The 26481-nt window shown below is 39.6% G+C and carries 24 protein-coding genes; 13 read left to right on the top strand and 11 right to left on the bottom strand.

Annotated features, from left to right (window positions below; genetic code table 11):
* Positions 1 to 56 precede the first annotated feature (56 nt).
* From AACZ88_RS05620 to bioD, 3 genes are read left to right on the top strand one after another with little or no spacing between them, the layout of a single operon-like run.
* Entirely contained in the window at positions 57 to 1220 is a 1164-nt protein-coding gene (locus AACZ88_RS05620) for an 8-amino-7-oxononanoate synthase (RefSeq protein ID WP_339707430.1), read from the top strand.
* A 12-nt stretch (positions 1221 to 1232) separates the two neighbouring features.
* A complete protein-coding gene (locus AACZ88_RS05615) occupies positions 1233 to 1673 on the top strand; it encodes a DUF2007 domain-containing protein (RefSeq protein ID WP_339707427.1) in 441 nt (146 codons plus the stop codon).
* On the top strand, positions 1670 to 2287 hold the full coding sequence (gene bioD, locus AACZ88_RS05610) for a dethiobiotin synthase (protein WP_339707423.1): 618 nt from the start codon (positions 1670 to 1672) through the stop codon (positions 2285 to 2287). The genes AACZ88_RS05615 and bioD overlap by 4 nt, the downstream gene beginning before the upstream one ends.
* On the opposite strand, the gene AACZ88_RS05605 is transcribed toward bioD, so the two are convergent.
* The gene (locus AACZ88_RS05605) at positions 2279 to 3766 is read right to left on the bottom strand and encodes a glycosyltransferase family 39 protein (RefSeq protein ID WP_339707420.1); all 1488 of its coding nucleotides are present in this window, start codon (positions 3764 to 3766) and stop codon (positions 2279 to 2281) included. The two genes, bioD and AACZ88_RS05605, sit on opposite strands and share 9 nt — an antisense overlap.
* Positions 3767 to 3833: 67 nt before the next feature.
* On the opposite strand from AACZ88_RS05605, the gene bioA reads away from it, so the two are divergent.
* Both bioA and AACZ88_RS05595 read left to right on the top strand, forming a co-directional pair.
* On the top strand, positions 3834 to 5102 hold the full coding sequence (bioA, locus tag AACZ88_RS05600) for an adenosylmethionine--8-amino-7-oxononanoate transaminase (protein WP_339707417.1): 1269 nt from the start codon (positions 3834 to 3836) through the stop codon (positions 5100 to 5102).
* A 44-nt stretch (positions 5103 to 5146) separates the two neighbouring features.
* Entirely contained in the window at positions 5147 to 6361 is a 1215-nt protein-coding gene (locus AACZ88_RS05595) for a beta-ketoacyl synthase N-terminal-like domain-containing protein (protein WP_339707414.1), read from the top strand.
* A 20-nt stretch (positions 6362 to 6381) separates the two neighbouring features.
* Here the strand turns inward: AACZ88_RS05595 and AACZ88_RS05590 are convergent, their stop codons facing one another.
* Positions 6382 to 7062, bottom strand: a complete 681-nt coding sequence (locus AACZ88_RS05590; protein ID WP_339707411.1) for a LytTR family DNA-binding domain-containing protein — start codon at positions 7060 to 7062, stop codon at positions 6382 to 6384.
* Positions 7062 to 7814 (bottom strand): sensor histidine kinase, encoded by a 753-nt coding sequence (locus AACZ88_RS05585; RefSeq protein WP_339707408.1) that lies wholly within the window; start codon positions 7812 to 7814, stop codon positions 7062 to 7064. Before AACZ88_RS05585 ends, AACZ88_RS05590 begins: the two co-directional genes overlap by 1 nt.
* A gap of 863 nt (positions 7815 to 8677) precedes the next feature.
* Between AACZ88_RS05585 and bioB the strand changes: the two genes are divergently transcribed.
* From bioB to AACZ88_RS05570, 3 genes are all read left to right on the top strand, one after another.
* Positions 8678 to 9778, top strand: coding sequence for a biotin synthase BioB (bioB, locus tag AACZ88_RS05580; protein ID WP_339707405.1), 1101 nt, complete (start codon positions 8678 to 8680; stop codon positions 9776 to 9778).
* A 69-nt stretch (positions 9779 to 9847) separates the two neighbouring features.
* Positions 9848 to 10729, top strand: coding sequence for a cupin-like domain-containing protein (locus AACZ88_RS05575; RefSeq protein WP_339707402.1), 882 nt, complete (start codon positions 9848 to 9850; stop codon positions 10727 to 10729).
* A gap of 34 nt (positions 10730 to 10763) precedes the next feature.
* Positions 10764 to 11261: a DUF6646 family protein gene (locus tag AACZ88_RS05570; protein WP_339707399.1), complete on the top strand. Its 498-nt coding sequence runs from the start codon at positions 10764 to 10766 to the stop codon at positions 11259 to 11261.
* 8 nt (positions 11262 to 11269) lie between these two features.
* Here the strand turns inward: AACZ88_RS05570 and AACZ88_RS05565 are convergent, their stop codons facing one another.
* The 4 genes from AACZ88_RS05565 to AACZ88_RS05550 form a co-directional block, all read right to left on the bottom strand.
* Positions 11270 to 11746, bottom strand: coding sequence for a regulatory protein RecX (locus AACZ88_RS05565; RefSeq protein ID WP_339707396.1), 477 nt, complete (start codon positions 11744 to 11746; stop codon positions 11270 to 11272).
* Between the two features lie 39 nt (positions 11747 to 11785).
* Complete coding sequence (locus AACZ88_RS05560; protein WP_339707393.1) at positions 11786 to 13675, bottom strand: sulfatase; 1890 nt, start codon at positions 13673 to 13675, stop codon at positions 11786 to 11788.
* 193 nt (positions 13676 to 13868) lie between these two features.
* A complete protein-coding gene (locus AACZ88_RS05555) occupies positions 13869 to 15416 on the bottom strand; it encodes a ribonuclease E/G (protein ID WP_339707391.1) in 1548 nt (515 codons plus the stop codon).
* A 254-nt stretch (positions 15417 to 15670) separates the two neighbouring features.
* Positions 15671 to 15961 carry an HU family DNA-binding protein gene (locus AACZ88_RS05550; protein ID WP_089886716.1) on the bottom strand — a complete coding sequence of 97 codons (291 nt, stop codon included), beginning with the start codon at positions 15959 to 15961 and terminating at the stop codon, positions 15671 to 15673.
* A gap of 126 nt (positions 15962 to 16087) precedes the next feature.
* Here AACZ88_RS05550 and mutY point away from each other — a divergent pair, with 126 nt between their 5' ends.
* The 5 genes from mutY to AACZ88_RS05525 all read left to right on the top strand — a co-directional run bounded on the left by mutY (position 16088) and on the right by AACZ88_RS05525 (position 20740).
* Positions 16088 to 17134 (top strand): A/G-specific adenine glycosylase, encoded by a 1047-nt coding sequence (mutY, locus tag AACZ88_RS05545; protein WP_339707381.1) that lies wholly within the window; start codon positions 16088 to 16090, stop codon positions 17132 to 17134.
* A gap of 24 nt (positions 17135 to 17158) precedes the next feature.
* On the top strand, positions 17159 to 17632 hold the full coding sequence (ssb, locus tag AACZ88_RS05540; protein WP_339707378.1) for a single-stranded DNA-binding protein: 474 nt from the start codon (positions 17159 to 17161) through the stop codon (positions 17630 to 17632).
* A 22-nt stretch (positions 17633 to 17654) separates the two neighbouring features.
* The gene (locus tag AACZ88_RS05535; protein WP_339707375.1) at positions 17655 to 18983 is read left to right on the top strand and encodes a gliding motility-associated protein GldE; all 1329 of its coding nucleotides are present in this window, start codon (positions 17655 to 17657) and stop codon (positions 18981 to 18983) included.
* On the top strand, positions 18973 to 19527 hold the full coding sequence (gene gldD / locus AACZ88_RS05530) for a gliding motility lipoprotein GldD (protein WP_339707372.1): 555 nt from the start codon (positions 18973 to 18975) through the stop codon (positions 19525 to 19527). The genes AACZ88_RS05535 and gldD overlap by 11 nt, the downstream gene beginning before the upstream one ends.
* Positions 19528 to 19630: 103 nt before the next feature.
* Positions 19631 to 20740: an MBL fold metallo-hydrolase gene (locus AACZ88_RS05525; RefSeq protein WP_339707369.1), complete on the top strand. Its 1110-nt coding sequence runs from the start codon at positions 19631 to 19633 to the stop codon at positions 20738 to 20740.
* On the opposite strand, the gene AACZ88_RS05520 is transcribed toward AACZ88_RS05525, so the two are convergent.
* The 4 genes from AACZ88_RS05520 to AACZ88_RS05505 form a co-directional block, all read right to left on the bottom strand.
* On the bottom strand, positions 20733 to 21164 hold the full coding sequence (locus tag AACZ88_RS05520) for a hypothetical protein (RefSeq protein ID WP_339707366.1): 432 nt from the start codon (positions 21162 to 21164) through the stop codon (positions 20733 to 20735). The genes AACZ88_RS05525 and AACZ88_RS05520 overlap by 8 nt on opposite strands.
* A gap of 204 nt (positions 21165 to 21368) precedes the next feature.
* Complete coding sequence (locus AACZ88_RS05515) at positions 21369 to 22841, bottom strand: sulfatase (RefSeq protein WP_339707363.1); 1473 nt, start codon at positions 22839 to 22841, stop codon at positions 21369 to 21371.
* Positions 22842 to 22964: 123 nt separating this feature from the next.
* Entirely contained in the window at positions 22965 to 25037 is a 2073-nt protein-coding gene (locus tag AACZ88_RS05510; RefSeq protein WP_339707360.1) for an insulinase family protein, read from the bottom strand.
* Positions 25038 to 25058: 21 nt separating this feature from the next.
* Positions 25059 to 26381 carry a pitrilysin family protein gene (locus AACZ88_RS05505; RefSeq protein ID WP_339707357.1) on the bottom strand — a complete coding sequence of 441 codons (1323 nt, stop codon included), beginning with the start codon at positions 26379 to 26381 and terminating at the stop codon, positions 25059 to 25061.
* Positions 26382 to 26481 lie beyond the last annotated feature (100 nt).

Raw genomic sequence — 26481 nt, 5'->3', positions numbered from 1 at the left:
TAAAGAATAATTCACCAAGTTTTAGAACTCGTCTTTAAAGGTAGTAAATTTGAAATATGGTCCGGTTTCCAAAAAAAATAACAGTTAAACTTGCTCAAAGAGAGGGGGCAAATGCACTCCGTAGTTTGATCGATAATGGCCATTTGATCGATTTTTCTTCAAATGATTATCTTGGGTTTGCTAGAGATGCATCGCTTAACGAAAGAACTTCCGAAATACTTGCCGATAAAAGAAAGATTCGGAATGGCGCAACAGGTTCAAGGCTTCTTACGGGCAACCATTCCTATTATACGGCATTAGAGGCAAAACTTGCGGCTTTTCATCAAACCGAAGCAGCTTTGGTCTTTAATTCCGGCTATGACGCCAATGTCGGATTTTTCAGTGCGGTTCCACAACGTGGAGATATAGTTTTGTATGATGAATATATACACGCCAGTATTCGCGATGGGATCAATCTTGGCAATGCCAAAGGCTTTAAATTTAAGCATAATAGTCTTACCGACCTTGAAAGAAGATGTAAGGTCGAGCGAAGTCAAAGTACGTCTAATGCTGAAATATATATCGTTACCGAGTCGGTTTTCTCTATGGATGGCGATTCCCCCGACTTAAAGGGCATGGCAGAAATCAATGAAAAATACAATTGCTTTTTTGTGGTAGATGAAGCACATGCGCTCGGTGTTTTCGGAAAAAAAGGAGCGGGTCTTATACAACAAATGGGCCTAGAAGAAGCCGTTTTTGCTCGAATAGTGACTTTTGGAAAGGCTATTGGTGTACACGGGGCGGCCATTTTGGGTTCTGGATCATTAAAAGCTTACTTGGTGAATTTTGCGCGAAGCTTTATATATACCACAGGGCTTCCCCCCCACGCTATAGCTTTGATTTCTGCTGTATATGGGAAGCTGGAGGAAGATAACCAGACTAAGAAGGCCCAACTGCATGAAAATATAAATTATTTTGAACAACAGGTCGAATCATTAAATTTGAAATCGCTTTTTATTCAAAGTGTTTCGGCAATACATTGTTGCGTTTTTTCGGGAAATGATAGGGTGCGTTCTATGGCTGAAAGGTTTCAAAATGAAGGGTTCGACATACGACCGATTCTTTCCCCGACCGTTCCCAAAGGTGAAGAACGTTTGCGCATCTGTATACACAGCTTTAATACTAAGAAAGAAATAAGGAAGGTTTTACAATTATTAGCTATTTTTACAGAAGAAGTCTAATCCCACTGAATTTTGACGATAAGGAAACTCGAATATGTTAAGAACGACGAAATTTTTAGCACCGTTGCGTCTTTTCAGTATTCTTCAGAGGCGCAAATCGTAAAAGGGCGGTTGGAAGCAGAGGGTATTCCGGTTTTTCTTTCCGATAATCTTACTATCGATACCGATCCATTAGTGAGTAATGCCATAGGAGGGGTTAAACTCAAGGTTCGTTCTAAAGACGAAGGCGATGCAATTAACATCTTGAAATCTATAAATCGGTACTCCATAGATGACCTGGGAAATAAGATTGTATGCCCAAACTGCCATAGTAAGAAAGTAGATTATTTTACCAATGTTAAAGACTTAAAATCGCTGGTTTCTTTTTTAGTTGGATTTATGTTCGGAGTACTCCCGTTCTATACCAAATATGAATATCGGTGTGATAATTGTAAAAACAAGTTCAATATATGAAGGAAATTTTTGTCACGGGAATATCGACCGAAGTCGGAAAAACAATGGCTTCAGCCATTATTACGGAAGCATTACAGGCTGATTATTGGAAGCCGATACAAGCAGGTGATTTAGACAATTCCGATAGCCATAAGGTCAAATCTTTGATTTCAAACGACAAAACGGTGATTCATAAAAACAGTTATGAGCTCAATACAGCAATGAGTCCGCATGCCGCTGCCGAAATTGACGGAATTAGAATAGACCGTTTTCATATCAACCAACCTGAGACGTCAAACCACTTGGTCATTGAAGGTGCAGGGGGGTTACTTGTACCCTTGAACGAAGAAGATACCATGTTCGATATTATCATGCCAAGTTATAAGGTTATTGTTGTTTCAAGGCATTATTTAGGTAGCATCAACCATTCTCTATTGACCATTAATTGGCTTATCGGAAAGGGTTATGATGTTTCGGTACTGTTTAGTGGGGATGCCAATCCGCATACCGAAAATATCATATTGCACAAAACTGGTGTTTCCTTGATTGGCAGGATTGATGAAGAGGAAGTGTTTGATAAGCAAATTATTAGTAAATACGCCAATAAGTTTAGGGGTGTTCTTGAATCACTCTAGTCTTTGGTGTACGTTGGCGTTGCCTATGATTGTATCAAGCTTATATAGGTCTTTTAAATAGCTTTCGATATAGGTATTTGCAACTTCATATTGTTCGTCGAATGCTTTTCTGTTCTTTCGGGTGATTACTGTTTGTGGTTTAATGGTTTCCATAATATAACGGAGTTCTTCTAGACCCGTTTTTCTGGGGTTTTCATAAAAGGGAAAAAGGGCTTCCCGTAATATGTTGCTGGGGTGTGTTGCCGCTACCGTCGGTGGTGTTGCCTCTAGCATCCAATAGCCAATGTGGTATTCCAAGAAGAGAATGTTTTCCGTCTCTAAATCCTTTTCGAGAATGTAGTTGGGTACATCAATACCTTCGCCATTATAAAAAGTACCCTTTTTCCATCGATTATTTATAATGTTGGCGTATTCCAAATGGCTTTCAATAGGAAGTAAAAGCAATATGACGGGTAGGTAATGCAATAGTTTTTTAGATTGAAATAGTTCAATCTGACTTGCCACCATGGCAAATAAAACAATGAAGATAGGGTGAAATTGAATTAAGTAATGCCCGTTTACCCTCCCTCCTAATAAAAACATAAGTATTATTCCTATAATGGTAACGATTAAAATGGCTACCGTTCCGTCATTAAAGTTTAAAACTTTCTTTTTCCATGTGAAAAACAAAAAAGCTAGAATGATAAGACAAAAAGGAGCTGTTTTGTATATCGGATTTTGTTGTGAAGCCGAATATTCGATAGGCGCCATAACTACAGAATTCCACCAAATTTCGGTTTGACCCTGTAAATAATATGGTAATAAAGTTAAAAGGATAACAAATAAAAGGCTTGAACCCATGCCAACGAGATGGCCGACCCCAGTCCAAAACTTTTTTTCCGTATAGTGCTGATATAACAGATAGAGGCCTACAACAAGAATAACATAGGCGATATTCAATTTAGACATTACTGCCAATCCGAATAATAGTCCGGCACAACAGTAGGCCCACAATTTTTTATACCGTACCAAAAGGTAGAGCGCCGGAACAAAAAATAGCATGCAAATATGTTCAGACATAACACCTTGTAGGCTTCCGAAAAGACTCAAAAGCAAAACACAACCAACAGCCGACCATAACCCTATTTTTTTAGATTGTGCCGTTTTACCAATTTTATAGGTAAAAAAGGCGGTCAGTGCAACGATGACCACTCCAAAAAACCGAACGGCTAAAAAACTTTTTCCAAAACTATAGATGATGGCCGCAAAAAAAAGAAAAATAATCGGTGGTTTTAAATCCCAGAGTTCAGTATAAGGCAAGTGTCCGTCGACCCAAGATTGTCCCATTAAAATAAAGGTACTTTCATCACGATCGATATAATCGCGAAAAAAAAAGGGTAATCTAATAATGAAAGAAATCAAAAATAAAACCGCAAAAACAGTTCGATTTTTCAGGGAATCGAAATTGTTTACCAACGAATGTATAAGCCTTTGAAACATGAATTGTTTAGGGATTAATTCCCATCTTTGCAAGATAGAAAAAGCGAGTTTAACCAATTCAATTGTTTTGAAAAATCTAGCGGAAAGAGATAAAAAATACTTGTGGCACCCCTTGACACAACACAAACTGCATCCTGAAATGTTGCCTATAGTTAAGGCTAAGGGTGCATTGTTGTATGATGAGAACGGCACGGAATATATTGATGGTATTGCCTCGTGGTATACCAGTGCCTACGGGCATTGCAACGATTTTATCCTAAAAAAGGTGTATGAGCAAATGCAGCAATTGGATCAAGTAGTCTTCAGTGGTTTTACCCATGAACCTGCGGTCAAATTGTCGGAAGACCTAATAAACATTTTGCCCCAGAACCAAGGGAAGCTGTTTTTTTCCGATAATGGTTCCACGGCCGTGGAAGTAGGTATTAAAATGGCGCTACAATATCATCACAATCAAGGGAATAAACAACATGTTTTGTTGGCTTTTGAAGATGGTTTTCACGGCGATACTTTTGGCGCCATGTCGGTTTCTAGCTTATCGGTATACAACGGTCCTTTTGAAGATTTTTTTATTGAGGTAGAACGTATTCCCGTGCCGACAAAAGAGAATATTGAAGGTGTTCTTGATGCTTTGGTGAATAGACTGAAACAAAACAATATCGCGGCATTTATTTACGAACCTCTTGTGCAGGGTGCGGCGGCAATGAAGATGCACGATGCAGACGGGTTAAATCGAATAGTGTCTCTTTTGCAACAACACAATGTATTGACCATAGCCGATGAGGTGATGACCGGTTTTGGTAAAACAGGCAGTTATTTTGCTTCCGATCATGTGGATACCAAACCCGATATTATGTGCTTTTCAAAGGCCTTGACCGCTGGTTTAATGCCGATGGCGATTACCAGTTGTACCCTTAATGTTTACGAGGCTTTTTATAGTGACGAATTGACAAAGGGATTATTTCATGGGCATACGTATACGGCTAACCCCCTGGCCTGCGCAGCGGCCTTGGCCGGAATAGAACTGTTGCGGTCTAATGAAATTCAAAGTGACATACAATGTGTTATTGCCGCTCATCAAAAATTTGATGCGGAAATAAAAAGTCATCCGAAAGTAGCGGGTACACGACAATGTGGAATTATCTATGCGTTGGACTTAAATGTAAAAATGGAGCGCTACGGGAATTTAAGGGATCGCCTTTTTAAGCACTTTATGGATAACGGGGTATATTTGCGTCCGCTTGGTAATACGATATATATTTCGGCCCCTTATATCGTTTCCGACGACCAACTACAAAAGATTTATGGCACTATAAAAGGCGCTTTGAATTTGGTCTAAGCAAAGCATTTTAATTCTACTAGGGTCCAAAAAAGATGAAAGGTATGGAGAATGAAACTTCCCTTCTTTTGAAGGATAAGAATAATGAAGGACTTATTTCAATAACGGCAATAACTTCCGTTTCCCCTTTGGGAATTTCGATGGAGGAAGTTTGGAATAATTATAAAACGGACCGCCATTTTTTAAAAAAAATGGGATTTGGTACGACCGAAGAATGGGCGGCTCCGTTGTCAGAGGATGCGAAAATTGTGATCGACCAGCTTCGTAAATCAGATTCGAAATACAAAGACCTTGATGATACAGTGCTTTTTGCGATTTATGTGGCGAGAAAAAGTGTTGCTGTTGCAGGATGGAAATCAGGGGATGACTTTGGTGTTAATATTGGCTCCTCTCGGGGAGCTACGGCATTATTTGAAAAATATCATGCCGAGTTTCTCGATCAAGATAGGGTGTCGACATTGTCTTCTCCGACAACCACATTAGGCAATATTTCTTCGTGGGTAGCACATGACCTGCAAACAAAAGGCCCTGAAATATCACACTCCATAACCTGTTCCACTGCGCTGCACGCTCTTCTGAACGGTGTGGCATGGATCAAAAGTGGATTGACCGATAAGTTTTTGGTGGGTGGTAGCGAGGCTCCGTTGACTCCCTTTACCATAGCGCAAATGAAGGCGCTAAAAGTATATGTACAACAAGAAGATGTGGCTAAAGGCAATCAGCATTATCCGTGTCGGGCATTGGATCCGAACAAGACCAAAAATTCGATGGTCTTAGGGGAAGGGGCGGCCGTAGTTTGTTTAGAGGCAGGCCATTCCAAGAATGCCTTGGCGGTGATTGAGGGTGTCGGGTATGCAACGGAAGTGTTAAAACATAATGTTTCCATTTCTTCGGATGCCGAATGCTTTCAACGCGCCATGAAAATGGCTCTGGGGAATACGTCGCCTAATGATGTCGATATAATCGTAATGCATGCCCCGGGTACGATTAAAGGTGATTCTTCGGAATATAATGCGATACAAAAGGTATTTGGTGAAAAGATACCTGCTTTGACCACTAACAAATGGAAAATAGGTCACACCTTCGGGGCATCGGGAATGTTGAGTCTTGAATTGGCTGTCTTGATGTTGCAAAAACAGGAATTTATAAAAGTTCCTTTTGTAGATAATACGGCAGTTCCATCGCAGATTAAGAAGGTAATGGTCAATGCTGTGGGTTTTGGAGGGAATGCGGTATCTGTACTTTTTTCGAAAAATTAGTTTTCGGGAATTCTTTTTCTTCAGCTGATATCTAATCGCTTAAAAAGAATTTCCCTGTATCTGTTGCTAATTGGTGTTTTGTAAGGGCCCATGTGAATATGGTTGTTTTCTATTTTATCTATTGCAGAGATATTTACAATATAAGATTGGTGCACTCTGATGAATTGCTGAGAAGGTAATTTTTCCACAATATTCATAAATGTCATTCTGGGGGTGTATGTTTCCTTCTTTGTGATAATGTCCAAATAGTTCCCGGCACCTTTGATGAACAAGATATCGTCGAATTGCAATCTAAGATTTTTAAACCCGTCTTTTACAAAGAAAAAGGTGTTTTGTGACTTTTGAATTGAAATGCGCTCTTCAACTTTTTTAATAGCTATTTGGAACCTGTCGAATTCGAAAGGTTTCAGTAAATAATCTACGGCATTCATAGTGTAACTTGCCAAGGCAAATTCGGAATATGCTGTAGTAAATATCACCAGTGGGTCCACTTGTAGGTCTTGAAGCATTTCAAAGCCTGACATATACGGCATATTGATATCTAAAAAAATTAGATCCACAGGATTCTGCCTCAGAAAAGCAATCGCCTTTTTAGGGTCGTAGAAATAATCGGTCAATACAATATTTTCCAGTTTTGATATATGGTTTTCGATGATACTAATGGCCTTAGGCTCGTCATCTATAGCAATCGCATAAATCATTAGGGTTTGGTAATTATACTAAGTTTTACTTTGAACATTTCCTTTTCTTTTGCAATAACTAAGGTATGTTTTTTAGGATAAATCAGTTGTAATCGTTGTTTAGTATTGGTAATTCCGATGCCAAACCCTTGTTCTTTGTGAGAGGTTTTATAATGGATGTCGTAGCTATTGGTGCATTCAAAATTGATACCTTTTGGGTCTCCAGTTACCAACAGGGTTAATTTTGAGGGCTTTGATGGGTCTATTCCATACTTAAACGCATTTTCTACAAAAGGAATCAATAGACCTGGACTGATGGTCTTACCCTTAATACTTTTAAAATTAGTAATGATTTCTGGAGTTACTTCACAGCGTAATTTTTGAATGGCAATATAGTCTTTCAAATATTTGATTTCGTTTTCCAAAGCAATAAAATCTTTTGAGATGTCGCTTTGCATGTATCGTATTAAGTTGGCCAATTTGGCAATACTTTCAGAAGTTTTCGGGGCATTTTCCTCTAAGGCCGTGGCGTATAAAGTGTTTAGGGTATTAAATAAAAAATGAGGATTGACCTGTGACTTTAACAGATCGAGTTCAGACTTCTTGGTCTCTAATTTGAGGTTAAAGAAGCGTTCTCTATTTTGTATTTTTAAACGTATATGGGCGTAGGTTAATGATAGTATGGTGGTTATTATAAATAAGGTAGTAAGGTTAAATAAATTAGCGGAATGTATGAAATCTAGAAAATGGGTGCCATATATCAATGACGCCATTACGATAATTGATAAATAAGACAGAATTATCTTAAATAGATAGGTGCCGATGTTTTTAGCCTCTAATAAAACTGGGCCGAATAGGAAAGAGTTTATATAAAAAAAGAGTATGTACAATGATACTTGAAAGAAAGCCTGAATGTCTTTCGTACTATGAATTAATAGGTGATAGATATAAAACAATACTATTAGGTTTATTAATAGCTCTAATTGTTTATTCGTAAACTTTTTAGTCAACAAACGTATGTCTAGTATGGCAATACTATAAACTGAAGACAGAAAAATAAATGAAGCAAATTCATAAAGACTACGGGTCAGATGCTTAAAGCTTAAGTAACTATATTTAAACGTTGTTGAATCATGCTCTTCTGTATAAAACATAATTTCGGTTACATTTATATACAGCCAAGAAACACATACGGTGTATAAAAGTGAATAAAGAAGAATAAAAAGAAGGCCTTTTTTTCTGTTAACTATAATCAAGGGGATAAGCCACCATGCTAATACATAAAATGAAAAAATTTGAATTATTAGCCTTGCGATTCCGTAAGTTTTAAAATCTTCATTGTAGTTATGTTTTTGAATCATATCGTTCATAGATTCAATAGAATCAAAAAATAACCAGACCAAGCAAATAGAGATAAACCCGTGAATGTAATTTTTGTATTTAGGTGTAAAAAAATCTGAAATAAGCATACATATGGTTTTGGCGCCAAATTATCTCCAACCATAAGGTTAAAAAAAATTATGTGATGGTTTGCCTGATTTCTGGGATATATTTTCAGTTTTTTAGGATTTGGTTTTTAGAAATTGTCATTTCTTCAGATTATACGTTACTTTTGAAACCGATTTAAGGTAAACGTATGAGCTTAATTAGACACAACTGGACCAAACAAGAAATATTAGATGTTTACAACAAACCCTTGATGGAGTTGTTATACGATGCGGCAACGATCCATCGCAAGCATCACGACCCCAATACGGTTCAGGTGTCGACTTTATTGTCGATAAAAACAGGTGGTTGCCCAGAAGATTGCGGGTATTGTCCGCAAGCGGCGCGATACCACACCGATATCGAAGGCAATGATTTGATGAGCGTACCCCATGTGAAAGCTCAAGCGTTGCGTGCCAAGGCATCAGGCAGTTCGCGGGTGTGTATGGGTGCAGCATGGCGAAATGTAAAAGACGGTCCTGAGTTTGATCAAGTACTTGAAATGGTACGTACCATCAATAAATTAGACATGGAGGTCTGCTGTACTTTGGGAATGTTAACCGAAAATCAGGCCAAACGTTTGGCAGAAGCGGGGCTATATGCCTACAATCATAATTTAGATACTTCTGAAGATTATTATAAAGACGTGATTTCGACTCGCGCTTTTGAAGACCGATTGGAAACTATTGATAACGTTCGTAAGAGTAATGTAACCGTATGTAGCGGTGGCATTATAGGAATGGGGGAACAATTGGAAGACCGGGCAGGAATGCTGGTAGCGCTTGCTTCGTTAAATCCACAACCGGAATCTGTACCTATAAACGCATTGGTTGCCGTTGAGGGTACACCTATGGAAGATATAGAACCCGTATCTATTTGGGAAATGATACGTATGGTGGCCACCACCCGTATCGTAATGCCAGAGACCCAAGTGCGTTTATCGGCCGGGCGAACGGAAATGAGTAGGGAAGGGCAGGCGATGTGTTTTTTCGCAGGGGCAAATTCTATTTTTGCGGGAGATAAATTGCTGACCACTCCAAACCCTGATGTTAATGAAGATATGGAAATGTTCAAATTACTAGGTTTAAGTCCGCAGAAACCGTTTACCAAAGTTTCCCAACCGAAAACTGTTGAGGCACAAGATTCTGAGTTTATAACTCTGGGCGAAAAGCCGAAATGGACGCGACCTGGTCATACCATCGAACGTAATGAACAGGCCAAGGCTAAGGCCAAATTAGCAGGGCAATCTTAATCAAAGGTTAATTTTGGGCTATTTTTTTGTAAGGTTTTTTAACTTTGAATCCAAATAACCTTAGTAAGCTTGAATTTAAAAGACATCCCCAGAGTCAAAAAGATTACCAAAAGGGAGTTTATCAACAATTACTTTAAACCCCAAAAACCGGTAGTAATCGAACAATCGGTTACCGATTGGCCTGCCTACTCCAAATGGAACATGGAGTACATGAAAAAAGTGGCCGGTGATAAAATCGTTCCATTATACGATGATCGCCCAGTACGCCATGAAGAGGGCTTTAATCAGCCGCATGCCCAAATGAAAATGGCAGATTACATCGAGTTGCTCAAAGCCGAACCCACAAAATACCGTATTTTTCTGTGGAATATATTCAGGCAGGTACCTGAGTTGCAAAACGATTTTACCTATCCTGATTTTGGATTGAAGTTAAAGAAGAAGCTGCCCATGCTCTTTTTTGGGGGAATGGATTCGTATACTTTCATGCACTACGATATCGATATGGCCAATATTTTTCATTTCCATTTTGAGGGTGAAAAAGAATGCATCTTGTTTCCGCAGTCAGAAACTAAAAACCTGTACAAAGTACCACACTCTTTGATTACTCACGAAAGTATAGATTTCTCAAATCCTGACTTTGAAAAATGGCCTAGTTTGAAGAGTGCGACGGGGTATCGGACCCACCTCGGCCATGGTGAAGTACTCTATATGCCCGAAGGGTATTGGCACTATATGAAGTACATTTCCCCTGGTTTTTCAATGAGTTTGAGAGCATGGCCTAAAAATCCCATAAATTTCGCTAAGGGACTGTATAATGTCTTCGTTATGCGAACATATGACAATATGATGCGTAAGGTGAAAGGGCAGAAATGGATCGATTGGAAGAATGAACAAGCTATTGCGAATACCAATAAACAATTGGCCAGAACCGGTCCAGTATTGGATAAATAGATACATTTGTATATTAAACACTAACATTTTTATAATGAAAAAACTGTCAATTTTGACTTTGTTGCTTTTAGCAACTGCTTTAGGTAGTGCCCAGGCCTATGAGGGAAAGGGCGATTTGAAACTTCAGATCGGAGCCAACTTTCAAAACAACGGTAGCGGTATTATGGCAAGTTTGGATTACGGCCTAGGGGAGAATTTTTCAATTGGAGCTGCATCTACCTATCTTTTGGGAGTAAATACCATTTTAGACGCCGATTTTAGCGATCGAATCGATCTCAAGGCTAAATTCAACGCCAATTTGGGAAGTGTGTTCCAATTGGGTGATAATGTTGATATTTATCCCGGACTTAATCTTGGGTTGAAGAACTTCGGTGGTCATCTGGGGGCTCGGTATTTCTTTACCGACGGCTTTGGTGTTTTTACCGAACTGCAAACGCCCATAGCAAAATATAAAACTGAAGATTTGACGGCAGCAGAAAAACTACATAATCAGTTTACTATTAATATTGGTGCTTCGTTCAATATACAATAGGATGTAAGCTATTTGATGAATTCATTTATCTTGTCATATACCAAATGGCTTTCCCAGCCTCGGTATAACAGGTAATCTGCGAGTTTCTTTTTCTTTTTCTGAATATTGGTCTCACCCTTTAAGGTTGCCAATTTCTTTAGAATTAAGGTGTCAAGGGTTTCTTGGTATGTCTGGGTATTAATTTCTTTTAAGGCTATTCCGATTAAAAAGTGGGAGATTCCACGACGCTTTAATTCAAGCTCGATACGTTTTTTTCCCCATTTTTTAATGTTGAACTTGCCACGTGCAAAGCTTTGGGCAAATCGTTCTTCATTGAGATAGTTTTCTTTGATAAGGTGAACCATGATTTGGTCAATAGCCTCTGGAATCATGCGCATTTCCTGCAGCTTTGTGAGAACCTCCTTATGGCAACGGTCTTGGTATGCGCAGTAGTGTTCCATTTTTTTGGTAGCTTCGGAAAGCGTATATGCTTTGTAATTGGTCATTGGGATTAAAACGGGGCAATGGTTACTAAATCATTTTTTCTACAGCGGAGCCAAATATGCCAATCTTCTTTTTACTTCTTCGTTTTCTTTTACTTCTTCGGAAATCTTATTCCTATCTATTTGAAAAATATATTTTGAGTCGCCATCGCTGAGCAATGCTATTGAATTCAAAATAAGCAAAGCTTCCGTTCCGTCTTTTGTACTGTATAGGGCATCGGTCATCACTTCAACCGGACTTTCTGCCTTTATAATACCTAGAAATTCTGCCGCTCTTACCCTGTTTATTGGCTCTGGGTCGGTTTGGGTAATCTTTTTGGCTTGGGGTGCAAAAGTATTTGCCTCGTCCTTAAATGTACTACAAGCAATAAGTGCCCAATAGCGCTCCCAAGGATGTTCAGATTGCAGACTCGTGCGTAAAGCTGCTTTGGCATTGGCGAAATTGGTCAAGCTTAAATCGGCAATAGTCCTATATTTTTGAATATTGTTTTTGTTGGCTTGTCCGAATGCGACGGGATTTTCAATGGCGTTTTTAATTAGAAAATGTTCGGGAAAGAAAGATAAATCGGGCATTTCTTCCGTCCAGTCGATTAATTTTTGGCGCATTTCTTTTAGAATATCGGCAAAGTCTGCCTTTTGGGCCAAATTTTGGGTTTCGTAGGGATCTGCTTCAACATCAAAGAGTTGTTCAGGTGCTCGAGGCTTAAAGAACTGCGCTTGAATTTCGCTCAATTTGCCCTTGTGATATAACTCCGCCCACTCTTGATAAGCTAGCTGTTTATATCTGTAATTGTTCATCAACCCATCAAAATTAAAAGGTTGGTAGTTTCTGATGTACTTGTATTTGCCTTTTCGAACAGCACGCACCATATCATACTTTTCATCGAATCGGTCAGCATAGCTATACGTTTCATTGCGAAGGACCCGATTATCGGCTTTGACGCTTTTGCCAAGAAAAGGTTTTCCGTCGATGGCGTTGGGAATGGCTACACCAGCTAAATTTAGCACTGTAGGGGCGAAGTCTATAAAGCTTACAAAGGTTTCTAAAGTGCTACCTATTTCAGAAGCTACTAAATGTGCATATTTGTTGGGTATATGAACTACTAAAGGAACATGTAGCCCTGTCTCATAGAGATACCCTTTGCTGCCCGGAAGTACTCCACCATGATCTCCAAAATAAAAAATGAAGGTGTTGTCGAGTAACCCCTCTTCTTTAAGCTCAGCAACAACTTCGCCGACCTGCCTGTCCATCTTAACAATGTTATCGCGGTATCTGGCATTGGTGTAGTTGAAAAGTTCGGTGTCGGGGTGGTTGGGCTGTACGGTAAACAAATCAGTATTGGTTTCTGTTTTGTTTGTGGTCATTTGGGTCTTATTAAAGTGCAGACTGCTTTCGTGTGTGGTGCCGATATTGAACACATGGAAGAAGGGTTGCCGGCCATTTCTATTTTTCCAACTAGCAGTCTTCGAAGATTCATCCCAAACGCTATCGTTTTTAAAGAAGTTGTAATCTTCCTTGCTATTATTCGAGGTGTGATACCCAGCTGCTCGTAAATAGGTAGGAAACATCAACACGTTTTCCGGCATGGGAACTTTTTGTAATTTTCGGTGATATTGGGCACCTACTCGAGGGGCATAACAGCCAGAAATTAAGGTAGAACGGGCGACGCTACAAACAGGTGCATTGGAAAAGCACTTGTTAAATACCAGTCCGGTTTCGGCCAAAGCTTTTATGTTAGGTGTTGCCACACCGTTGTCGTCGAATAGCTTCATGTAGTGTTTTGAATTGTCTTCAGAGGTTATCCAAACAATATTGGGAGGCTGTAAATCTTGGTCGCTTGTTGTAGTACAGGAGCCTAAAAGGGCAAATATGACCGATAGGCAATGGAATGTAATATGTTTTTGGACTTTGAAACCTATTTTAAGGGGCATTGAGAATCTTGTTCTGGTGAAATCAAATATATCGAATTGTAAGTCGAAACGAAAGGGGTTGTTGTCTTAAATAATCATAAGGTGAAGAGGGTGGAGCATTATTAAGGGGTGTTATTCTGTTTGCTGCCTAATAGTGCATGCTGACAATTGGGTACAAAAAAAGCGACTACGTTGCCGAAGTCGCTTTTAACTTTTAATAAATTGTTTTACCGTCTTTATCTTTAAAACGGTATTCGAGATACGTATACGCATCCCTAGGTTGTATTTTAATCCATTTTTTATGCTCTAAGAACCATTTGGAGCGCATGGAGGGAAAACCTTTCGTAATATAGGCGGCAATGAACGGATGTATGTTCAAGATAATGCCATTATCCTTTTTAGGGCCTTTTAAAAGTTTTTCCAAATCGGAGTTTATTTTGTCTATCAAAACAATCGGAGCTTCGACCTGTTGGCCATTGCCATTAGGGTTTTCCTCTGTTGTTTTAATATTCATTTCGGGGCGTACCCGTTGTCTGGTAATTTGAATAAGACCAAACTTGCTCGGAGGTAGAATTTTATGTTTGGCACGATCATCTTTCATTTCATCCCTGAGATGGTCGAATAACTTTCTCCTATGTGGAGCTTTGACCATATCTATGAAATCTACTACGATGATACCTCCCATGTCACGGAGGCGCAATTGCCTTGCAATTTCAGAAGCCGCCAAAAGATTTACTTCCAATGCGGTGTCTTCTTGATTCTTTGCCTTGTTTGAACGATTACCACTGTTTACGTCTATAACGTGCAACGCTTCGGTGTGCTCTATAATTAAATAGGCACCTTTGCTCATTGAGGCAGTGCGACCAAAAGAGGTTTTTATTTGCCTCTCAATCCCGAATTTCTCGAAAATAGGAACAGGAGTATTGTATAGTTTTACAATAGACTCCTTACCTGGCGCTATTTCTTGCACATAATCTTGAATTTGTGCAAAAAGCGTTTCATTGTCAACATGAATACCTGTAAAGGAATCATTGAAAACATCCCTTAAGATGGAGGAAGCTCTATTGAGTTCGACCAATACTTTAGAGGGGGTGTGCGCCTTGTACAATTTTTTACACATTGCCGACCATTTGCCCAGCAAGTTTTCCAAATCTTTGTCCAGTTCGGCGACTTTTTTACCTTGGGCAACCGTGCGTATAATTACTCCGAACCCTTTTGGCTTAATACTTGTTACCAGCCTTTTGAGCCTATCTTTTTCCTCTTTACTTCCTATCTTTTGAGAGACGGAAACACGATCTGAAAAAGGTACCATGACCAAATAGCGCCCAGCTAATGAAAGCTCGGAACTTATTCTAGGCCCTTTTGTAGAGATGGGTTCTTTTACGATTTGCACTAATAAGGATTGATTGGCTTTTATGACATCGTTAATGGTGCCATTTTTATCAATATCTTTCTCAAAGGGAAAATTTTTCAAGGAATAATCCCTAAGTTTCCCTGTGCTTACCCCTTTTATGAATTTTAGCATAGTGGAAAGTTGCGGACCTAGGTCATGATAATGCAGAAAAGCATCTTTTTCATAACCCACATTTACGAATGCCGCATTCAGGCCAGTTACAGGTTTGCGTACCTTGGCCAAAAATATGTCTCCAACAGAAAAATTGTTGTTGTCTTCCTCTTTATGTAACTCAGTGAGTTTTCCATCCTTTAACAAGGCAAAATCGACAGCGTCTGAACTAGATCTTACGATTAATTCTCTATTCACCTGAATGTATTTGTATCTGCCAACTGCGGCAGATAGATTAAACAATTGTCAAAACAGGTTATATAAACCCGTCGAAATTCCTTTGTGAATTTCTATGTCAAAGAACGTGTTAAAACGAAAAAGTAGTTTTTAAAACTACTTTTTCTTGTGTCGGTTAGCTCTCCTACGCTTTTTGCGTTTGTGGGTAGCTACCTTATGTCTTTTTCTTTTTTTACCGCTCGGCATAAAGTTCTGCTTTAGTGATTAGATTTAATTTATTTAACCCGGACATTGCTCTTAACTCCTTCAACAAAAACCTTTGCAGGCTTAAATGCGGGGATATTATGGGCGGGTATTTTGATGGTTGTGTTCTTAGAGATGTTTCTCCCCGTTTTTTCGGCTCTAGTTTTTACGATAAAACTGCCAAAGCCTCTGAGATAAACATTGTCTCCGCCCTCTAATGAAGATTTTACCTCTTCCATGAATGTTTCGACCGTTGCTTGCACATCACCTTTTTCAATTCCCAGTTTGTCTGAGATTTTCGATACAATTTCCGCTTTCGTCATCTTGAATTTTAGATTTTCTGTATGTTTTTTTGGGTTGCAAATATATAAATTAAATTCAATCTTTCAGGCTAAAGAACTAATTTTAAGTATATAAACTGCTACTTTTGTTAATCACTATTCTAGTCGATGTCTTTTTCCGAAAAAATTCTCCTTTGGTATTCAGGTAATAAGCGCTCACTTCCGTGGCGAAATACACGAGATCCGTATAAGATTTGGCTGTCGGAAATTATGCTGCAACAGACCCGTGTAGCACAAGGTCTGCCTTATTATTTAAAATTCAATGAGGCATTTCCGACCGTTGAGCATTTGGCAAATGCTTCTGAAGAACAGGTCTTAAAATTATGGCAGGGATTAGGGTACTATTCCAGAGCTAGAAATTTACACGCTACAGCCAAAATGGTTGTAAAGGTTTATGATGGTGTTTTTCCCAATACGTATAGCGAACTTTTAAAGTTAAAGGGTGTTGGTGATTATACCGCAAGTGCTATCGCATCGATTTGTTTTGATGAGCCCCAACCAGTGGTCGATGGTAATGTGTATCGGGTTTTGGCGCGTTATTTCGGTGTTGATACGCCTATAAATAGTACTAACGGTATCAAATACTTTAAACAGTTGGCTCGAGAGGTCATGAATACAGGGAACATACGCGATTATAATCAGGCAATCATGGAGTTCGGTGCCATTCAATGTGCACCAAAGAAGCCAAATTGTGCCCGCTGTCCGTTAAACGGGAGTTGCGTTGCACTTCAAAAGAATTTAGTCGATCTGCTTCCGGTTAAAATCAACAAGACCAAGGTAAAAAAACGGTATTTTAATTATTTGGTCATGCTGGATACTGAAAACCAAACTAGACTACAGCAGCGTAAGGGTAAGGGTATTTGGCAAAATTTATGGGAGTTCCCGCTTTTTGAAACAAAAACGGAAATCGGTCTCAATGAAATTAAGAATCATCTAATTGGTGATTTGAAACTTAGTTCATCAACGGAAATTTTATTGTACAACAAAGACCAAATCGTTCATAAATTGTCGCACCAGCATCTTTATACTAAATTTTGGATTGTTAAAATAGATGCGAGATTCGATAAAGGTATCACATTGAAACAGCTTGATGAATTTCCTGTTCCTGTTTTAATAGCTGATTTAATAAAAACACTGAAAAATTCGTACTTTTGATATCCAATAAGTTAAGACAGCAGTATGAGTGGAACATTGAATAAGGTGATGTTGATAGGGCATCTTGGAGATGAGGTCAAAATGCATTATTTCGAGGGTGGTGGCTGTATTGGAAGATTTCCGATTGCCACGAATGAAACCTATACCAATAAGCAGACGGGAGAGCGAGTGACCAATACCGACTGGCATAACGTAGTTGTGCGCAATAAGGCCGCAGAGATTTGTGAAAAGTATTTGAGTAAAGGTGACAAGGTATATGTAGAAGGCCGGCTAAAAAACCGGCAATGGCAGGGGGAAGATGGTAATACCCGCTACTCGACCGAGGTGCAAGTGCAAGATTTTACTTTCTTGACGACCAAAAAGGAGAGTATGGCAAACAACAACCAAAGTGCGAGTCGACCAAATTCTGGGAATGCCCCTGCACAGAAAGCCACGACAAAACCTACACAACCGGCCGGGGTGAATGAACCCGAATCCGAAGATGACCTTCCCTTCTAGAAACTAAATAAAACTGTGACTGTTGGACCCTGACCCCTATAGTTTACTATTTAATTTTATTGGATTTGACAGTGCACTAGCGCTTAAAATCGGCTTTCTTATCGTGCTGTTGGCATGCTCTGCCCTTATTTCTGGGGCCGAGGTCGCTTTGTTCGGTCTCTCGCCCACCGATATTAACGAAATGGAAGAGGCCAAAACTTCGCGAAGCAGCATTATTGTGAAACTTCTAGAGCGACCGAAAAAATTACTGGCTACCATTTTGATTGCCAATAATGGTATTAATATTGGCGTAGTTCTGTTGTTCAGTATAATAGGCGATACCATTTTCTTTGGTGTTGATGCGGTTCTTCTTGGTTTTATTTCCGTGCGTTTTCTTTTAGAGGTTGTGGTCGCCACTTTTTTGATTTTGATGTTCGGTGAAATTTTGCCCAAAGTTTATGCCAATAGAAATCGAGTTGATTTTTCACAATTCATGGCGTACCCCTTAAAAGTGCTAGATTTTATTTTTTCGCCATTGAGCCTGCCCATGAGGTCCGGTACTATTTTTTTGTACCATAAATTGGGCAAAGAGAAATCTAACCTCAGTGTCGATCATTTGTCACAGGCTTTAGAGCTCACATCTGATGGTGATACCACCAAAGAGGAGCAAAAAATCTTGGAAGGCATAGTTTCTTTTGGCAATACCGACACCAAACAAGTAATGCGGCCCAGAATCGATATTTTTGGGCTTAGTGAAGAAATGAAGTTTCCGGAGGTGATGACAGAAATAAAACAGAACGGATATTCAAGAATACCCGTCTTTTCTGAAAATATGGATAATGTTCTCGGTGTGCTATATGTGAAAGACCTTTTGCCATATATCGACCGAAAGACTTTCAATTGGATGTCTTTGATCCGCGAACCGTATTTTGTGCCTGAAAACAAAAAGTTAGATGATCTTCTCTTGGAGTTTCAGGAGAAAAAGAACCATTTGGCTGTTGTAGTCGATGAATATGGAGGCACCTCGGGCATCGTAACGCTTGAAGATATTATTGAAGAAATTGTAGGTGATATCAGTGACGAATTCGATGACGAAGATTTGGTGTACTCCAAGCTTGATGACTTTAATTATGTTTTTGATGGAAAGACCGCATTGAAAGATTTTTATAGGGTGATTAAAATAGATGATGCCACAATATTTGAGGAGCAAAAAGGGGAATCTGAAACAATTGCCGGATTTGTACTTGAGATAGCCGGAAATTTTCCAAAAAAGGGAGATGTTGTAACTTTTAAAGCATATCAATTTTTGATAGAGAGTCTTGATAAAAAGCGTCTAAAGCAAATTAAAGTGACCCTGCCCCATGAAGAATAAGCCCATAATTTTTGTTGTGATCGCGGTACTCGCTTTTTTAGGATGCAAAGAAGATGTGCTTCCTAAGCCTAAAGCCCAATTGCGCCTTGAATACCCTGAGGTGGAAAGAAAGAAGCTTGAAACCGACAAATTTGAATTTGAGTACAATACGATTGCTGGAATTAAAGATAGACGAGAGACATCACTTACTTTAGATTATCCCAGTATGAGAGGGTCTATATTTCTCACCTATAAAGGTGTTGATGGCAATCTTGACAAACTTTTGACCGATGCTCAGAAGTTGTCGTATGAACACGTGGTGAAAGCAGACGGAATTGAAGGTGATTCCTTTGTTGATGAGGAAAATAAAGTCTTCGGAATGATTTATGAAATCACGGGTAACGCAGCATCCCAGTCGCAATTTTATGTTACCGATAGTATCAAACATTTTGTGACAGGTTCACTTTACTTTTATGCCAAGCCCAACTATGATTCTATCTACCCGGCAGCCGAATATCTTCAAAAGGATATCAGAAAAATTATGGAGACCTTACGATGGAAGTAGCGTTTTAAACCGTTCCAATGTTCTTATCGGGGGAGTTAGAAAGTACGGGTAATAACACGAAGCTCAAGAAAGTATGTCTAAACGCTTAAAAATAATTAAAAGAATGGTGGTTTTCATTGGCGGAATTATATTGATTCTGATAGTGGGGGTAATGCTCTTTATTAGGTTAAGTCCACAATTCGGCGGCTCCGCGACAGAAGCGCAAAAGGCGGTTTACGCTGAATCGAAGCAGTACAGAAAGGGAGTTTTTTCCAATATCGGTGATGTTAAAATGAATATGGGCTTTAGTGATTATGTTAAAAGCCTGGTAGGTTTTTTTGGGCCGCAACCCAAATCAAAACCAAAGGAAAATATTACCGTACAGAAGGCCGATTCATTGAATATTGCCCAGTACAGTGGCAATGCCCGTTTGATCTGGTTTGGCCATTCGACCTTTTTACTACAGATAAAAGGTAAAAGTATTTTACTTGATCCCATGTTTGGGGCGGTTCCTGCACCATCACCCTTACTTGGATCGAAACGTTTTAGTAAAAATTTGCCAATTGAAATTGAAAAGCTTCCGAAGATCGATGCAGTCATTTTATCCCACGACCATTATGACCATTTAGATTACGGGTCTATTTTGAAATTGAAGGATAAGGTAGGGGTCTTCTATACCCCTTTAGGTGTTGGTGTACATCTGTTGGAGTGGGGAGTTGAACCTGACCGTATTAAGGAATTGGACTGGTGGGAGGAAATTATTCTTGAAGAGCTCACACTTGCGTGCACACCTGCTCAACATTTCTCGGGAAGGGGCTTGACCGATGGGGGGAAAACTCTTTGGGGTTCTTGGGTTATAAAATCTGCGTCGGAAAATATATTTTTTAGCGGAGATAGCGGATATGGGTCTCATTTTAAAGAAATTGGGGAAAAATATGGACCCTTCGATTTTGCTATGATGGAATGTGGTCAATATAATACCTTGTGGCAAGAAATACATATGCTGCCGGAAGAAACGGCTCAAGCAGGTGTTGATGTAAAAGCAAGGGCAATAATGCCAATTCATTGGGGAGCGTTCAAGCTTGCTATGCATCCTTGGTCAGAACCGGTAGAGCGCTTGTCGATAAAGGCTGCCGAACTTAACATCCCTATAGTGACGCCTAGAATCGGAGAACCCGTTATTTTAGATCAAGAGCTCATGACAGTTGAGGAGTGGTGGAATGAATTTAATTAGTCGATAATAAAGCTTCCGCTTTGTTGATACTCGAATTAATATCTCGATGTACCTCTTTAATTTTTTCTTCCTCTTCGTCGAGCCAAGCTTGCTTTTCTTTCGACAAGGCTTTTCCGTTCAAAATTTCATCAGAATCAAACCGGTCGCCAAAACCTTTCATCCAGTCCATCATGTTTTTATGGGCAGCCTGAAGGTCTTCCCGTGCTTGTTTGTATTTTAGGCCCATGGCCGTACTATCTTCTTTGCTCTTAAGTTCTTTAACAAGTTTGCCGAAAACACCCATTTTGGGCATTACCTCATCATGTAGGGCCATAACTTGCTTCATTTGGTCGTTGGTGTAACCATCGGCCTTCTTGGTTTCTTTACACGCGATTACAGCGAAAAGTAGTACTATAGCACTTAAAATTGATAGGATATGCTTCATGAGTCGACTTTTATGCAAATATAAGTGATTATAGGATCAAAGGTGAATCTTTGCTTTTTGAGCCTCTTTAAATTTATGTCAATTGTTTTTTCTATACTTTTTCGTGTGTATACTTTCCTGGTAACCTCATTAAATGTAGGCTAACTCTTATTTTGAATTTTGCATCTGAAATATGCGGTTTTATTTCAATTTTTATTCCATTGATTAAGGTGCAGGTATGTACTGAGGATTCGTACTTGGGTACTTTGCATCAATACTTTTTCGCCATGCCTTTAAATTATGATAAAGGTCCGCTACAATATCAGGATGTTTTTCGGCCAAATTATGATTTTCACCTAAATCACTTTTGAGATTATAGAGTTCGAGATGATTGTCTTCAAAAAACTCAAGCAATTTCCATTTTCCTTTTCGAATTGCACTTACCGGGGTTGTGGTGGGATAATAGTGCGGAAAATGCCAGTAAAGCGTTTCCCGGGCCAGAGTTGAAGAGGGGTCTCGCAGTAATGGCACTATTGAAACGCCATCTATTTTTTTAAGATGATTTTCTTTATCTGTCAATCCGGTCATTTCCTGAATGGTAGGCAAGATATCAATAGACGATACGGGGTAATCACATACGTCGCCCGGCTTCGTGATTCCCGGCCATTTAACAATAAAAGGAACCCTGATGCCCCCTTCGTATAGCGACCCTTTTCCAGACCTTAGCGGATAATTGTTTTTTAAGTTTACCCGTGCATTAACTTGTCCGCCATTATCCGAATAAAAAAAGATGATTGTATTTTCTTCTATGCCAGCTTTCTTGATTGCGTTAAAGACTCTTCCAATATTCTTGTCAAGAGATGCTATCATTGCCGCATATCCTGGATTGGTGTGATAAGTATTTTTGTTTCCAGCGGTAAGTTTATGCTCAAAATAATCAACTAGTTCAGGTTTTCCTTCTATTGGTACATGACAATTGTAATAGGATAAATTCAGAAAAAAGGAATCGTTCTTTTTTGCTTCAATAACCTCAATAGCCTTGTCGGTTAAGCGATCGGTCAAATAAGCATTCGCATTGTTTCCGTCAATATTATCTAGGCCGGGAACATATCTTATTTCTTGGTCACTTTCTCTCCAACCTCTAAATGGGTACCAATACGTTTGCGGCATTCCCCACATGGTTCCGCCGATATTTATATCAAATCCCTGCGTTTCCGGGTAATGATTTGCGTCGCCCAAATGCCATTTCCCTATGTGAGCGGTAAAGTACCCTGCTTTCTTTACCATTTCGGCAATGGTGAATTCATCAAGAAGAAGGTTGGGCAATGTGGTGGGTGGAAGTAGTTTGTTCTCTGTATTGGGGGTTGGTGGTCCGGCATTCTCATGCCAAGTGGTCATATTTAACCTCGCCGGACATTTTCCTGTCAAAATGGACGCTCTAGTCGGAGTGCAAATAGCGGCTGCGCTGTATGCATTGGTAAATTTCATTCCTTCCTTTGAAAGTTGGTCGATGACAGGCGTCTCATGCAGGTTACTTCCGTATCCGCTCAAACCCGTCCACCCCATATCATCGGCCATAATAAATATGATGTTCGGTTTTTTTACCTCCTCCGATTTCGTTTGGGTATATGCAGAAAAAGGATAAGTGGCAAGCGATCCTATGATTATAAAGGAATTGACTAAAAAATCTTTGATCATAAGTGGCTATATTTTGATTTTTCGACCAATGGTTTTTTAAGAATAAAGGGTGACTTAATATTTTTTGTCAAATGTTCGGTAACCACATGAATGAGTGTATGATGCGCTCTTTTCAGCGTAACACTACTCGAAATCGGTGTCTGAAACCCCTTCGTCAACTTTTATTTCTTTTACGACAAACTCAAATTTTTGAGGGCCCATGGTTTGGGAGATCGTGAAGGGAAACTGTATTCCGGATGTTTCCTTGTAATCGCCATAGCTTATAATGCTTGTCATTGTTTGGCCGTTCATTTCCGCATTGGTGACTTCCTGTATTTTTAGTCCAGTTTCCATATCATAGAAAGCGGATTTCTCTTCGGATATTTTAAGCTTGTACGCCTTTTTTCCGTCAATTTCTTCAATACCTTCCAAAGACAGCTCTTTATCGAGATAGTTTAGTTCAGGGAATAATGCAGACTCTTCCTTCACTTTCTTCAGTTCTTCAACACCCATTTCTTTGCGCTGCCCCTGTATAGTCATATAGCCTTGATCTCCGTTGAGAACCTGTAAGCTCATCGAGTTGCCGGCCACTTTTATCTCTTGCATAAACTGATTTTTTACCGTTTTTTTAATTTCAAGGGCCAATTTCATGCCTTGCATTTCAGCCTCGGCAAGTAATTTATACGACGCAATACCTCCCAGTTTTTCTTTTCCTCCTATGGCCTCTAGGTACTTGTTCAATACATCGTTTACGGCGATACCTTCGGGCATTTCAGAATCGTAATTTGGCTTGTCAACCGGATTGGCATATTTATCAAAATACTTCACCTGCATAGGTTTGCCGTTAAAAGTAATGGCTTCAAGATTTTCTGCCACATCACTGCCTTTTCCTGTGACAACAACTCGGGCGTTGTCTACCGTGAGGTATTTTTTTGCTGCACGCTGAACATCTTCAATGCTAATGGCATTGATTCGTTCAAGATATGTTTTGTAAAAGTCTTTGGGCAAGTTTTCGGTTTCCATATTGATGGCATAACGTGCCATGGTTTCTGGTCGTTCCAAGGCCAGTACGAAACTACCGATATACGTGGCTTTGGCATTTTTTAATTCTTCTTCGGAAACAGGGTTTTTTATTATTTTGTCGATTTCGCTCAAAATCTCTACGATAGTACTATCGGTCACCGCGTTGCGTACACTTGCGGAAGCACTAAAATTGGCAGGGGCGTATTTGTCGTTACCAATACCGGAGTAAGCCCCGTAGGTATAGGCCTTATCTTCCCTAAGGTTTTGAAAAAGTCTTCCCTGGGCACCGCCTCCTAAAATACGATTGGCCATAAGGGCCGAAAGGTAGTCATCGTCAGCCATTCTTAGATTCACCAAATTTTCCACAGCGACTTCAGATTGTACGGCATTGGGTACATCGATGAAGTTTATTTGGGTGTATAACGCGTTTGACGGTCTTGAAAATTGAAATGATGGCGGTGTGGCTTTCGTCCACGGGGTAAAATGGGTTTCTACCAGTTCTTTTGTATCTTCAAAATTTACGTCTCCTATAATTACCAAATAGGCATTGGCCGGAACGAAATAATCGGTATAAAACTGCTTAACGTCATCCAGGGTTACGTTGTTGACACTTTGTTCGGTCACAAACTCGCCATATGGATGATCCTTTCCATAGGCCAACGAATTTTGTACCCTATTGGAAATTGCGGATACATCTTTCTCTTGACTTTTAAGATTGGTCAGCAATTTGGCTTTTTCCTTGTCGAATTCTGCTTCAGTGAAATTAGGGTTTAGTGCCGCATCGACCATAAGCTCAAAAATTCTAGGAAAATACTTGCTAAGCGAATTGGCAAAGGCACTTTGCGAACCGAAATTAATGCTGGCGCCCAAATAATCGACCTCCTCATTAAAGTCATCCATTGAGATTGATTTTGAACCTTTGCCCAATAGACTTGCGGTCAAGCTCGATACGCCTGCTTTGCTGCCTTCTAATATGGGTGGGTTGTCAATCAATAATTGCACAGAGACCTTGGGCAGTTTGTGGTCTTCTACCACCATTACTTTAAGGCCGTTCCTCATCTCGAAGCGTTGGGGCTCTTTTAGATTAATTTCGGGTGCTGGTCCCGGTTTTGGTGGCTGACTACGATCAATCTGTGCATGCAATGATATGCCGAGAAATATAAAAGTTAAGGTGAAGGCTATATGTTTTTTCATCTGGTTTTGTGTTTTCAGCTATTACTTGCCTGTAGATTCGCCCGGTAAATATTGCAACTCTACACGTTGATTGGGATGGAGGTATTTATTGGCTACTTTTTTAATTTCTTCCCTGGTAATCGACCTGTATATTTCGATTTCAGAGTTGATTAAATCTGTATTGTCATAGAGTAGATAGTTTCGCGCCAATGAATTGGCGATACCCGCTATACTGCTGTTCGAATTCACAAATTGATTTTCAAATTTATTCTGAATTTTTTGATAATCTTTTTCAGAAATCAAATCAGTTTGAAGCTTTACGATTTCTTCGTCGATTTCGTTTAAAAGATCTTGCAGTGAATTTTCACCTAGCGGAAGTGCACCTATCACGTACGACCCGTAATCTTCTTGACTAATATTGAAGGCGAATACTTGAACGGCCTTTTTTTTCTCGTCTACCAATTTTTTGTAGAGTTTTGAGCTTTTTCCACTGCTCAAATAGGTAGAGATCATATCAAGAACATACGCTTCTCGATCAGTGTTTTTTGGCGTTCTGTATCCAGCGAAAATTGCTGGTATTTGAATATTGGGGTCTTTGTAACTGGCCTTGATCGTTTGTGTAATAGGTTCTTCGATAATTGTTTTGCGCTGAATTTTTTCTCCTCTAGGAATAGGTCCGAAATAATCGTCGATCATTTTTTTGGTGACTGCTATATCGATATCCCCTGCCACGACAAGAACGGCATTGTTCGGAACGTAGTAGGTTTTGTTGAAATCCTTGAAATCCTCGAGGCTGGCACTGGCTAAATGCTCCAACGAACCGATGGTTTGCCAACGATAAGGATGCTTTTTGTAAAGATGGATGCCCATTTGCTCTTGCCATCTGCCATAGGGGGAATTGTCGTATCGCATGCGACGTTCTTCCTGTACGACTTCCTTTTGAGTGTCGACTCCTATTTGATTGATAACCGGGTGCATTAATCGCTCAGATTCGAGCCACAATCCTAGTTCTAAGTTGTTGGAAGTGAATACTTCGTAGTAATAGGTGCGATCTTGTGTGGTGTTTGCATTGTTCTGTCCGCCATTCGAAGACACTATTTTAAACCACTCCCCACGCCCAATATTTGCCGTTCCCTCAAAGAGTAGGTGTTCAAAGAAATGGGCAAAGCCTGTTTTATTTTCATTTTCGTCTTTTGCGCCGACATGGTACATCACAGAAGTTGTAACCACAGGTGCGCCATTATCTTGGTGCAATATTACATGTAGTCCGTTGTCAAGATCGTATTCTTGATAGGCCACTTCTTGAGCCTTGGAGATAGTTGCCAGTAGCATCAAACAAATCTTAAGTAGTAAGTTTGCCTTCATCTTAATATGGTGTTTGGTTCTTATATAATGTAGGTAGTGAATTATCGTAGTTCGTTACAACGAATATAATTTTTTTTTGATGTTTGGGTTGAAAGGCATG

Source organism: uncultured Kriegella sp., from assembly GCF_963975415.1.
GTDB lineage: Bacteria > Bacteroidota > Bacteroidia > Flavobacteriales > Flavobacteriaceae > Kriegella.
This window is presented reverse-complemented; position numbering and strand designations above follow the sequence as displayed.